An 11620-nucleotide genomic window follows, 5' to 3' on the forward strand; every position below is an offset into this window, starting at 1 on the left:
GACATGCTGCGCCGGATCGACGAGTCGGCGACCGGCGCGGTAACCGGAGGATAATTAGGAACTAAGAATATTCCGGCACGGTTTGTGGGTTACAGGGAAATCCTATTTGCCGAAGGCGGTACCGCCAGGAGGCGACCGATGAGTGATCAATCCAAGCAGGTAGGTGCAAGCTCTTCCTCTAGCAACAAGCCCGATAAAGGTCTCTCTCGCCGCGGCTTCATCGAAAAATCGCTCTGCGGCGCAGCCCTTGCGGGCGCGACTGTAGCTCCGGCGTGGGCCCATGGCACGGCAGGATATGCCGCGGGTGCCTATGCCCGCGCACGCAGGCCCATCCCGAAAGAGGTAGCGCAGTATCAGTATCAACCAAACGGAGCCCAACGCTGCGGCGTTTGTACCCACTTCCGGCCACCCGGCAGCTGCGAGATCGTTGCCGGACCTATCAGCCCGGACGGGTGGTGCCGCTACTTCCGCGGCGCGCGAGGCTCGCGCGGCTCGTCTGGCCCGGGCCGAAGTTATTGAAGGGACTGTGATCGCTCGCCGTTCGCCGCGCGACAAGGAGGGACCCTTCTCGCCGTGCCGCGACCTGTTTGCGCGTAAGGCTGCTGAGACGCTCAACGCTATCTCGCGGTGAGCCCGCCGCCACCCAAATTCCAACTGCGGCCGCCCTCGCCAAAAATCTCGTAGCCGGTTGGTGTGACCGCGACCGTGTCCTCGAGCTTGATGAAGCCGCGCTTCGGATGCTTCATCGTGGTCTCGATCGAGACCACCATGCCCGGGGCGAGCGGCTGGCGGGCGTCGGTGTCGTCGTAGGGCACCGGACCCTTGGCGGTCAGGCGAGGGGCCTCGTGGCTGACGAGGCCCATGCCGTGGGCCAGGAACTCCGTGCAGTCGCGCTGGGTGATCTGAGCGAGTTGCCGCTCGGCCGCGACATAAATGTCGCCGCCCATGGCACCCGGACGGACGGCGGCGAACGCGGCACGCTGGACGGCCTCGATCTCGGCAAGATAATCCTTCAGTTCACCGTCGGGCTCGCCCAGCACGGCCATGCGCGCGACGTCGCCGATATAGCCGTGATAATTGCCTCCGGAATCCAGCGACAGCACCTCGCCTTGCTGCCAGTGCTGCGATGATGGCGCACGGTTGTGGCTGCTGCCGCAGGCGAGCAGGCAGTATTCGAAGGTTAGGCCGCGATTGGCTTCGGCGAGGCGCAACGCATCCGACAATTGCCGCTTGGTCGTGCCCCGACCGTGCCCGGCGATCACCGCAAGCATTGATGCGACGACGAGCTCGGACGCCGTCTTGAGCTTCGCCAATTCTTCCACCGACTTGACGGCCCGCAGCCGCTCCAGCACCAGCACCGCGTCCTTGAGCTCGGTGCCGGGCAGGGCGTCGGCCAGCGCCTTCCCTGCATCCATTGGCAGGAACGGCATCTCGATCCCGATCCACTTCATTGGTACGCCAGATTGCCGAATGAGGTCGGCAGCCCGCGTGACGGCGTCCACCGAACCGTTGGATTCGGTCCGGACCTGCGGCACCCAGGGCGGCGTGACGGCGCGCTGATGAGTTTCCAGCCGGTGACCAATATAGACGGATTTCTCGGGCGCACCCTTGGGATACACCAGCACTGGCAGATAGCGGCTGACTCCCAAGGCATCCATATAATCGAAGAAGATCGCACGCTCGACGCCTAGGAGGTACTGCACGTTGTGCTTGGAGGTCGCGATCAGGACATCAAGTCCGGCGGCCTCCATGAGACGGTCGAGCTTGGCGGCATCGAATGGAATGGCACGCGCGGCCGCGGCGCGGGCAACGGTCTCCTGCATGACGATCCTCCAATGGCCGCTGCGGTTTGATCTGCCGGCACATTCCTGTTTGCGACCATCCGATTAACAGTCGGATGGCCGGTTGGCTCCCGACCGGAAGCAGGGTTCCGATAGCTCTGGGATCTTGGCCAATCGACGCACCACGATTCGCATAAGGTATATTATGGAATATTTATATATACAATCAGATCAATTGTTTAGACGAAATTCCTGCCATCGCATTTCCACTTGCGTGCCGTTGTCGATCCGCGCCTCGACCGTCGCTTGAGCTCTTGACGGCTACTGTGCATGGGGTTGTTTTTCAGATTTTGAAATCGGGCCCTGTGCCAAAAGCCGATATTGCCGTGCCCTTGTCCGGCTGCAATAAGCGAGGCTTCCGCGAGATCGCAGATGACCTTAAGGCCGACCGTCCGTATAGGTTTGCATCTCAGAACAACAACAAACCTTCCGAGGAAGCAGACCCATGAGCTTTTCCCGACGCACGCTTCTCAAGGCCTCCGCCGCGACCGCGGTCCTGGGCGGCCTCGGTGCGCCCCATGTGGCCCGCGCCCAGAGCGCCGAGTTCACCTACAAATACGCCAATAACCTGCCCGACACCCATCCGCTGAACGTGCGCGCCAAGGAGATGGCGGCGGCGATCAAGAGCGAGACGAACGGCAAGTTTGACCTCCAGATCTTCCCGAACAACCAGCTCGGCTCCGACACCGACATGCTGAGCCAGATCCGCTCCGGCGGCGTCGAGTTCTTCACGCTGTCAGGCCTGATCCTGTCGACCCTGGTGCCGGCGGCGTCCATCAACGGCATCGGCTTCGCCTTCCCGGACTACGACACGGTCTGGAAGGCCATGGACGGCGATCTCGGCGCCCATGTCCGCGGCGAGATCAAGAAGGCCGGCCTCGAGGTCATGGACAAGATCTGGGACAACGGCTTCCGCCAGACGACGTCCTCGACCAAGCCGATCACCGGCCCTGATGACCTCAAGGGCTTCAAGATCCGCGTGCCGGTGTCGCCGCTGTGGACCTCGATGTTCAAGGCGTTCGACGCGGCGCCCGCCTCGATCAATTTTAGCGAGGTCTATTCCGCGCTGCAGACCAAGATCGTCGAGGGCCAGGAAAACCCGCTGGCGATCATCTCGACGGCCAAGCTCTACGAGGTGCAGAAATACTGCTCGCTGACCAACCATATGTGGGACGGCTTCTGGTTCCTGGCCAACCGCAGAGCCTGGGAAAAGCTGCCCCAGGACGTGCGCACAATCGTCGCCAAGAACATCAATGCCGCCGCGGTCAAGGAGCGTGAGGACACTGCCAAGCTCAATGCCAACCTGCAGCAGGAGCTCGCGGGCAAGGGCCTGACCTTCAACCAGCCCGCGGTCGCGCCGTTCCGCGACAAGCTACGGTCCGCCGGCTTCTATGCCGAGTGGAAGGGTAAGTATGGCGATCAGGCCTGGGACCTCCTGGAAAAGGCCGTCGGCAAGCTGTCGTAACGCGTTGGGGCCGTCATGGCTCATGTCGAGGTCGAGGTGATCGAAGTGACGGGCGAGGCGGCTGTTCAGTCCCCTCGCCGACCTTCGTTGCTGACGTCACTTGAACGCGCGCTCGGTCTGCTCGTCGAAATCCCGGCGGCGATCCTGGTCGTCGCCGAGATCGTGATCCTGTTTGCCGGCGTGGTCGCGCGGTACGGTCTGCACCGGCCGCTGATCTGGTCGGACGAGCTCGCCTCGATCCTGTTCCTGTGGCTGGCCATGCTGGGCGCGGCGGTCGCGTTCCGCCGCTCCGAGCACATGCGCATGACCGCGGTCGTGGCCAGCGCCAGGCCGGCGACGCGGGCCTATCTCGATCTGGTCGCAACCTCAGCGGCACTGGCGTTCCTTGCGCTGATCGTCTGGCCGTCCTGCGACTATGCGTACGAAGAGAGCTACATCACCACCCCAGCGCTCCAGATCTCCAATATGTGGCGCGCTGCCGCACTGCCGGCCGGCATCGGCTTCATGGCGGCCTTTGCCTTGCTCCGGCTGCTGCGCGCAGCCGACTACCGGATGGTCGCCGCTGCCGTGACGTCGGTTGCGGTCGTGATCGGCCTGTTCTGGCTGGCAGAGCCGTCGCTGCGGCCGCTCGGCAACCTCAACCTCGTCATCTTCTTCGTCGGCGTCGCCGGCTTCTGCGTCTTTGCCGGCGTTCCCATTGCGTTCGGCTTTGGCCTCGCCATCTTCGGCTATCTCGCGTTGACCACGCGCACGCCCGTCATGGTGCTGGTTGGGCGGATGGACGAGGGCATGAGCCACCTCATCCTGCTCTCGGTGCCGCTGTTCGTGTTCCTTGGGCTCCTGATCGAGATGACCGGCATGGCGCGGGCCATGGTGGCGTTCCTGGCGAGCCTGCTCGGCCATGTCAGGGGCGGCCTGCATTACGTCCTCGTCGGCGCCATGTACCTGGTCTCAGGCATTTCCGGCGCCAAGGCCGCCGACATGGCCGCAGTTGCGCCCGTGCTGTTTCCCGAGATGAAAGAGCGTGGCGCCAAGCCCGGCGACCTCGTCGCGCTTCTTGCGGCGACGGGCGCCCAGACCGAGACCATCCCGCCCAGCCTCGTGCTGATCACGATCGGCTCGGTCACCGGCGTCTCCATCGCGGCGCTGTTCACCGGCGGCCTGCTGCCCGGCGTCGTGCTCGCGATCACGCTGTGCATGCTGGTGTGGTGGCGCTACCGCCACGAGGACATGAGCCACGTCCGCCGCGCCACTTCATCCGAGATCGGCAAGACCTTCATCGTCGCCCTGCCCGCGCTCGCGCTGCCCTTCGTGATCCGCTACGCCGTGGTCGAGGGCATCGCGACGGCGACCGAGGTCTCCACCATCGGCATCGTCTATGGCGCTCTTGTCGGCCTCCTGGTCTACCGCCGCTTCGACTGGCGGCGGCTGTTTCCGATGCTGGTCGAGACGGCGGCGCTGTCGGGTGCGATCCTCCTGATCATCGGCACGGCGACCGGTATGGCGTGGGGCCTGACCCAATCAGGCTTCTCGCGTTCGCTGGCCGCCGCCATGACGGGATTGCCGGGCGGGGCCGCGACCTTCATCGCCGTGTCGATCCTGGCCTTCACCATCCTCGGCAGCGTGCTGGAGGGCATACCGGCCATCGTGCTGTTCGGCCCGCTGCTGTTCCCGATCGCCCGCGCCGTCGGCGTGCACGAGGTGCACTATGCCATGGTGATCATCCTCGCCATGGGTATCGGGCTATTCGCCCCGCCCTTCGGCGTCGGCTATTATGCCGCCTGCGCCATCGGACGCGTCGATCCCGCCGAAGGCATCAAGCCGATCTGGGGCTATCTGCTGGCGCTACTGGTGGGACTGATCATCGTCGCGATCTTCCCCTGGATATCGATCGGATTCCTTTGAGGCGTTTTCAGGAGGTGTCGATGAGTGAGCGGCAGAACCCATACAATATCGGCCTCGGCAAGACTCTCGCCAACTACGTGCCCCTGAGCCCGCTAAGCTTCCTCGCCCGCAGCGCCGCGGTGTATCCCGATAACGTCAGCACGGTCTATGAGGGGCGCAGCTTCACTTGGGCGCAGACGCACGAACGCTGCCGACGCTTTGCCTCTTATCTGGCGGGCAAGGGCATCGGCGTCGGCGACACCGTGGCGGCGATGCTGCCGAACATCCCGGCGATGAACGAGGCGCACTTCGCCGTGCCCATGACCGGCGCCGTGCTCAACGCCCTCAACATCCGCCTCGATGCGCCCTCGATCGCGTTCCAGCTCGATCATGGCGGGGCGAAAATCATTCTGGTCGATCCCGAATTTTCCAGCGTGATCACCGACGCACTGGCGCAGATGAGCGGGCCAAAGCCATTCGTGATCGATGTCGACGACGCCGCCTTCAAGGGCGGCAAGCGGATCGGCGAGATCGATTATGAGGCCGCCGTTGCCCAAGGCGATCCCGACTTCGCCGCGATCACGCCGAATGACGAGTGGGACGCGATCGCGCTGAGCTACACCTCGGGCACGACGGGAAATCCCAAGGGCGTCGTCACCCATCATCGCGGTGCCTACTTGAACGCGGTCAGCAACATCCTCGCCGGCAATCTCGGCCAGCATCCGGTCTATCTCTGGACGCTGCCGATGTTCCACTGCAACGGCTGGTGCTTCCCCTGGACCATTGCGGCCGCTGCCGGCATCAATGTCTGCCTGCGCAAGGTCGAGCCGACCAAGATCTTCGAGCTGATCAAACAGCACGGCGTCACCCACATGTGCGGCGCGCCGATCGTCTACAACACGCTGATCAACGCGCCCGATGCGCCCAAAGGCGATGCCGCCCGCCGCGTCATCGGCCTGATCGCCGGCGCTGCGCCGCCGGTCGCGGTGCTCGAAGGCGCCGAAAGCATCGGCATCAAGCTGACACATGTCTACGGCCTGACCGAGGTCTACGGCCCCGCCTCCGTCTGCGCCGAGCAGCCCGGCTGGGACGAGCTTCCGCCCGCCGAACGCGCGCGGATGAAGCGCCGGCAGGGTGTGCCCTATCCGCTCGAGGAAGCCGTCACCGTCATCAACCCGCAAACGATGCAGGAGGTGCCGCGCGATGGCGAAACCATCGGCGAGGTCATGTTCCGCGGCAACATCGTGATGAAGGGCTATCTCAAGAACGAGAAGGCGACCAAGGAAGCCTTCGAAGGCGGCTGGTTTCACACCGGCGATCTCGGGGTGCTCGACGAGCACGGCTATGTCATCATCAAGGACCGCTCCAAGGACATCATCATCTCCGGCGGCGAGAACATCTCCTCCGTCGAGGTCGAGGACATCCTCTACAAGCACCCGGCCGTACTGTTCGCAGCCGTGGTCGCAAAACCCGATCCGAAATGGGGTGAAGTGCCTTGCGCCTTCGTCGAGCTGAAGGACGGCGCCAGCGCAACCGAGGCCGAGATCATCGCCTTCTGCCGTTCGCAGATGAGCGGCTTCAAGACGCCGAAGGCGGTCGTGTTCGGGCCGATCCCGAAGACGTCCACGGGCAAGATCCAGAAATTCCTGCTGCGCAACGAGGTGGGCTCGGCGAAGGCGATCTCGGCCTGAGAGCAGCCTGGAGAGTCTTCCGCCCGCACCCCGAGCGCGGCGAGCGGAAGACTCCGCCCTCACATCTTCTTGTAGGCGTCGACCACCGCCTGGCCGTCGGGCCCCGCCTTCTTGAGCCAGTCGGCCGTGAGCTGCTCGCCGATCTTCTGGAAGCCGGCCTTGAGTGCCGGGCTCGGCGGCTCGACGGTCATGCCTTTCGCCTTGAGCTGATCGATGTACCAGGTGCTCTTGTCCTGCCAGGCCTTCCAGCCGCGGGTCTCCGCCGTCGCGGCGGCCTTGAGGATGGCCTCCTGGGTCGGCTTGTCGAGCGCCTCGAACGCGGCCTTGTTGACGAAGGTGTAATCCTTCGGAATCCAGGCCTGCACGTCGTAGAAATACTTGAGCGACTCCCAGGCCTTCGCATCGTAGCCGGTGCCGCCCGACGACATGAAGGAGTTCACCACGCCGGTCGCCAGCGCCTGCGGCAGTTCGGCCGCCTGGATCGTGACCGACTGGGCGCCGACCAGCTCGCCGATGCGCGCGGTCCCGACATTGTAGGCCCGCCATTTCAGGCCTTTCATGTCCTCGATCGTCGCCAGCGGCTTGTTGACATAGACGCCCTGCGGCGCCCACGGCACGGCGAACAACAGCTTGAGGCCCTGCGCATCGAGCTTCTTGGTGATCGCGGGCTTGGAGGCCTGATACAGCTTCATGGCGTCGGGGAAGCTGGTGGCGAGGAACGGCACGACGTCGATTCCGAAGATTGGGTCCTCGTTCTCGTGGATCGACAGCAGCACCTCACCCATCTGCGCCTGCCCGGTCACCACCGCGCGCTTGATGTCGGGTGCCTTGAACAGCGAGGCGCCCGGATGAACCGTGATCTGGAGCTTGCCGGACGTGGCGGCCTCGACGTCCTTGGCGAAAGCGACGAGATTCTCGGAATGCGGATTGTCGGCAGGATAGGCCGCCGGCAGATTCCATTTGGTCTGGGCCATTGCGGGCGTTGCGGCCAGCACGGCGCCGGCGATCAAGGACGCGCGGAATAAACGGGACATCATCGGGCTTCTCCTCACAGTCAATCTGAAATAGGTACGCTCAGTCCGGGAAAGCGAGCTTAGGTAAGAACATCACGATCTGCGGATACTCCGTGATGATGAACACCGCGGCCAGCAGCAAGACGAAGAACGGAAACGCTGCCCGCGCAACGGTGAACGTATCGCGGCCGCTCATGTTCTGAAGCACGAACAGATTGAACCCGACCGGCGGCGTGATCTGCGCCATCTCGACGTGGATGATGAGATAGACGCCGAACCAGACCAGGTCGAGCCCGGCCTGCTTGACCATCGGCAGCACGATGACGGCGGTCAGCACGATCATCGAGATGCCGTCGATCAAGCAGCCGAGGATGATGTACATGATGCTCAGATAGAGCGCGAGCATGCTCGGCGTGAGCTGTTGCCCCTGGACCCAGGTGGCGAGCGCCGCCGGAATACCCGTATAGGCCATCGCAGCCGTGGTGTAGGCCGCACCTGCCAGGATCAGCATGATCATGCAGGTCAGGCGTGTCGCGCTCATGATGCTCTCGAGAAAGTTCTTGCGCGTGAGCGTGCCGCTCCACCACGCCAGCAGCAGCGCGCCGGACACGCCCCATGCAGCGCATTCCGTGGCTGTCGCAAAGCCGAGAACGAGCGAAAGGAACACCGCCAGGATCAGCAGCAGGCAGGGCGCGAGCTTGGCGGACTCGCGGAGCTTCTGCCGGAACGGCATCGGCGGATCGCGCGGCGGAATCTTCTTCGGGTTGAGCAACGACCAGATGATGATGTAGCCGGAATAGAGCACGATCACGAGCAGCCCCGGCAGAAAGCCGCCGAGAAAGACCTGGAGCACCGAGACGTTCGCCGTGACCGCGTAGACCACCATCGGGATCGAGGGTGGAATCAAGAGGCCGAGGGTGCCGGAGCCCGCGAGCGAGCCGAGGCTCAGGCTCTTGTCGTAGCCGCGCTTGTCGAGCTCGGGCAGCGCGATCTTGCCGATCGTCGCGCAGGTCGCCGCCGAAGAGCCCGAGACCGCCGCGAAGATGCCGCAGCCGATCACATTGACATGGGTCAGGCGCCCGGGCAGCCACTGAACCCAGGGCGACAGCCCCCGGAACATCTCTTCCGACAATTTGGTGCGGAAGAGGATCTCGCCCATCCAGATGAACAGCGGCAGTGCGGCCAGCGTCCACGAGGAGCTGGCGCTCCAGGTGGTGGTGGCGAGCACGGCGCCGAGCGGCAGGCTGGTCGTCAGCGCCATCGCCACGAAGCCGACGAGGCCAAGCGAAACCGCGATCCAGACGCCGCTTCCGAGCAGCAGGATCATGACGCCGAGCAGGACGAACGACAGCTCGATCATGCCGAGATTGGCCATGGTCAACCTCCGCCGCCCTGCGAGATGCGCTCGATGAATTCATCCGGCGTCTCGTCCGGCGAGCCCTTCTCGTAACTCGGCCGGTTGCCGCCGACGACATTGACCATCTCATCGATGAGCGCAATCGAAAGGATCGCAAGGCCGCCGGCAAAGCCGAGCTGCGGAATCCAGAGCGGAAGCGCGACGACGCCCTGCGCCACATCGTTGAAGCGCCAGGAGTCGTAGGTCATCTGCACGGCATAGCGGGTGAAATAGAGGATGAAGGCGGTGGCAATACCGAGCGCCACGATCTCGGCGATCTGCTTGGTCCGCCCGTGCAGATGTTCCAGTAGCAGACCAACGCGGATCATCTCTCCGCGCTTGAAGGTGTGAGCGAGGCCGAGGAAAGCCATCGCGGCCATGCACCAGGACGCGAAATCATCGCCGGCGGGAATGTTGATCGCAAACTGGCGTCCGACCGACATGACCATCATGATTGCAAAGATCGCAACCAGGAAGATGCCCGCGGCGTACCCCGCGCCGAGATAAAGGAGATCCAGAGCGCGTCGCACCAGTCCCTGAGCCGCTACATCATCCCCTGCCAACGCGATCCCCATCCTCACACGAGGCGTTTCAACCGACCCCGCAATTGCGCATCAGGTGCCGGTCCAGCTTGAATATCGCCCTGCCCAGCGCCTGTCTTTCAGACGTTAGATCAACATGATGGGACCGGCGCAAGCAAGGAGTGTGCCGGCTGGCGCCGGAATTTCCACCGTAGGTTCAGCGCGTCTCCAGCCGCAGCCCGTCATAGGCCGGCACCACGCCAGGGGGCAGTGACTGCCTGATGACCTCGTAGTCGACGTCGGCGGTCATATTCGTGATGACCGCGCGCTTCGGCTTGAAACGTTCGATCCACGACAGCGCGTCGTTGATGCTGAAATGGCTGACATGGCCGGTGTAGCGCAGTCCGTCGACGATCCAGAGGTCGAGATTTTCCAATGCGCCCCAACTCTCACGCGGGATGTCATTGAGATCAGGCGTGTAGGCAGCATCCCCGATGCGGTAGCCGAGTGCGGGAATGGCGCCGTGCTGCACCAGGAAGGCCGTCATCGTCACCGCGCCGCCCTTCCCCAGGATGGTCTGGCTCTCGCCCGCCTCGATCGAATGCCGCGTCAGGATCGGCGGGTAGTCGCTGCCCTCCGGCGAGATGAAGCAATAGGAGAACCGCGCCATGATGTCCTTGGCGGTCGACTGGTTGAAATAGGTCGGGATGCGCCGGCGCATGTGCATGACGACTGAGCGCAGATCGTCCATGCCGTGAGTCTGATCGGCGTGCTCATGCGTCAGGAACACCGCGTCGATGTGGTCGACATTGGTCGAGAGCAATTGCTCGCGCAGGTCCGGCGAGGTGTCGATCACGATGCGTGTCGTGCCGTGCTCGGAGGTCCGTTCGACCAGCAGCGAGCAGCGGCGACGGCGGTTCTTGGGATTGTTGGGATCACAGGCCCCCCAGCCGAGCGCCGGGCGCGGCACACCGGCGGAGGAGCCGCAGCCCAGGATCGTCAGCGTCAGCGTCATGTGGCTCCCAGTCTCAAGCTTTCACCTTCGAGAACAGACGGAAGAAGTTTTCGCTTGTTTGGCGCGAAATCTCGTCAAGCGACACGCCGCGCGTCTCGGCGAGCACTTTTGCGACCTCGACCACATAAGCGGGTTCGTTGCGTTTGCCCCGGAACTTGCCCGGCGCAAGATAGGGCGAGTCTGTTTCAACCAGGATACGATCGGATGGCAGTTCGGCGGCGAGCGCGCGCAGAGCTTCCGATTTCTTGAAGGTCAGGATTCCCGTGAAGCCGATATAGAGCCCGAGCGACACTGCCTTGAGCGCCAGCTCGCGCCCGCCCGTGTAACAATGCAGCACGGCGCGAAACGATCCCTTGGCCGCCTCGTCTTCCAGAATGCGTGCGCAGTCCTCGTCGGCCTCGCGGGTGTGGATCACCAGCGGCAGGCCGGTAGTGCGGGCGGCGGCGATGTGGGCGCGAAAGCCCCTCGCCTGCGCCTCCGGCGAGCCGTTGTCGTAGAAATAGTCGAGCCCGGCCTCGCCGAGCGCGACGACCTTGGGGTGCTCAGTCAACGCAACAAGCTCGACCGGCGAGATGCCGTCCTCCTCGTCCGCGTTGTGCGGATGGGTGCCGACCGAGCAATAGACGTCGTCATAGCGCTCGGCGATCGCGAGCAGGTCCTTCAGCCGCCGTACCCGCGTCGAGATCGTGACCATGCGCGCGATGCCGGCCGCGCGCGCCCGCGATACGATCCCGTCGAGATCTTCGGCGAAGTCCGGAAAATCCAGATGACAGTGGCTGTCGACCAGCATCACG

The 11620-nt window shown here is 64.0% G+C and carries 9 protein-coding genes; 3 read left to right on the top strand and 6 right to left on the bottom strand.

Annotation, left to right across the window (positions count from 1 at the left end):
• Positions 1–617: 617 nt before the first annotated feature.
• Entirely contained in the window at positions 618–1823 is a 1206-nt protein-coding gene (locus YU9_RS0113825; RefSeq protein ID WP_027573375.1) for a Xaa-Pro peptidase family protein, read from the bottom strand.
• A 463-nt stretch (positions 1824–2286) separates the two neighbouring features.
• Here YU9_RS0113825 and YU9_RS0113830 point away from each other — a divergent pair, with 463 nt between their 5' ends.
• From YU9_RS0113830 to YU9_RS0113840, 3 genes are read left to right on the top strand one after another with little or no spacing between them, the layout of a single operon-like run.
• Positions 2287–3306 (top strand): TRAP transporter substrate-binding protein, encoded by a 1020-nt coding sequence (locus YU9_RS0113830; RefSeq protein WP_027573376.1) that lies wholly within the window; start codon positions 2287–2289, stop codon positions 3304–3306.
• 15 nt (positions 3307–3321) lie between these two features.
• Positions 3322–5211: a TRAP transporter large permease subunit gene (locus tag YU9_RS0113835; RefSeq protein WP_027573377.1), complete on the top strand. Its 1890-nt coding sequence runs from the start codon at positions 3322–3324 to the stop codon at positions 5209–5211.
• A gap of 20 nt (positions 5212–5231) precedes the next feature.
• A complete protein-coding gene (locus YU9_RS0113840) occupies positions 5232–6881 on the top strand; it encodes an acyl-CoA synthetase (RefSeq protein ID WP_027573378.1) in 1650 nt (549 codons plus the stop codon).
• A 59-nt stretch (positions 6882–6940) separates the two neighbouring features.
• On the opposite strand, the gene YU9_RS0113845 is transcribed toward YU9_RS0113840, so the two are convergent.
• The 5 genes from YU9_RS0113845 to YU9_RS0113865 form a co-directional block, all read right to left on the bottom strand.
• Positions 6941–7918, bottom strand: a complete 978-nt coding sequence (locus YU9_RS0113845; RefSeq protein ID WP_027573379.1) for a TRAP transporter substrate-binding protein — start codon at positions 7916–7918, stop codon at positions 6941–6943.
• A 37-nt stretch (positions 7919–7955) separates the two neighbouring features.
• Positions 7956–9269 carry a TRAP transporter large permease gene (locus YU9_RS0113850; RefSeq protein ID WP_027573380.1) on the bottom strand — a complete coding sequence of 438 codons (1314 nt, stop codon included), beginning with the start codon at positions 9267–9269 and terminating at the stop codon, positions 7956–7958.
• 2 nt (positions 9270–9271) lie between these two features.
• Positions 9272–9865: a TRAP transporter small permease gene (locus YU9_RS0113855; protein WP_027573381.1), complete on the bottom strand. Its 594-nt coding sequence runs from the start codon at positions 9863–9865 to the stop codon at positions 9272–9274.
• Between the two features lie 163 nt (positions 9866–10028).
• Positions 10029–10826, bottom strand: coding sequence for an MBL fold metallo-hydrolase (locus YU9_RS0113860; RefSeq protein ID WP_027573382.1), 798 nt, complete (start codon positions 10824–10826; stop codon positions 10029–10031).
• A gap of 13 nt (positions 10827–10839) precedes the next feature.
• A complete protein-coding gene (locus YU9_RS0113865) occupies positions 10840–11616 on the bottom strand; it encodes a TatD family hydrolase (protein ID WP_027573383.1) in 777 nt (258 codons plus the stop codon).
• Positions 11617–11620 lie beyond the last annotated feature (4 nt).

The organism is Bradyrhizobium sp. WSM1743 (genome assembly GCF_000473065.1).
Taxonomy (GTDB): domain Bacteria; phylum Pseudomonadota; class Alphaproteobacteria; order Rhizobiales; family Xanthobacteraceae; genus Bradyrhizobium.

Excerpts from the sequence above, each read along its gene's own strand:
- YU9_RS0113825 (WP_027573375.1), bottom strand. The coding sequence starts at position 1,823 with ATGCAGGAGACCGTTGCCCGCGCCGCGGCCGCGCGTGCCATTCCATTC.
- YU9_RS0113830 (WP_027573376.1), top strand. The coding sequence starts at position 2,287 with ATGAGCTTTTCCCGACGCACGCTTCTCAAGGCCTCCGCCGCGACCGCG.
- YU9_RS0113835 (WP_027573377.1), top strand. The coding sequence starts at position 3,322 with ATGGCTCATGTCGAGGTCGAGGTGATCGAAGTGACGGGCGAGGCGGCT.
- YU9_RS0113840 (WP_027573378.1), top strand. The coding sequence starts at position 5,232 with ATGAGTGAGCGGCAGAACCCATACAATATCGGCCTCGGCAAGACTCTC.
- YU9_RS0113845 (WP_027573379.1), bottom strand. The coding sequence starts at position 7,918 with ATGATGTCCCGTTTATTCCGCGCGTCCTTGATCGCCGGCGCCGTGCTG.
- YU9_RS0113850 (WP_027573380.1), bottom strand. The coding sequence starts at position 9,269 with ATGGCCAATCTCGGCATGATCGAGCTGTCGTTCGTCCTGCTCGGCGTC.
- YU9_RS0113855 (WP_027573381.1), bottom strand. The coding sequence starts at position 9,865 with ATGGGGATCGCGTTGGCAGGGGATGATGTAGCGGCTCAGGGACTGGTG.
- YU9_RS0113860 (WP_027573382.1), bottom strand. The coding sequence starts at position 10,826 with ATGACGCTGACGCTGACGATCCTGGGCTGCGGCTCCTCCGCCGGTGTG.
- YU9_RS0113865 (WP_027573383.1), bottom strand. The coding sequence starts at position 11,616 with ATGCTGGTCGACAGCCACTGTCATCTGGATTTTCCGGACTTCGCCGAA.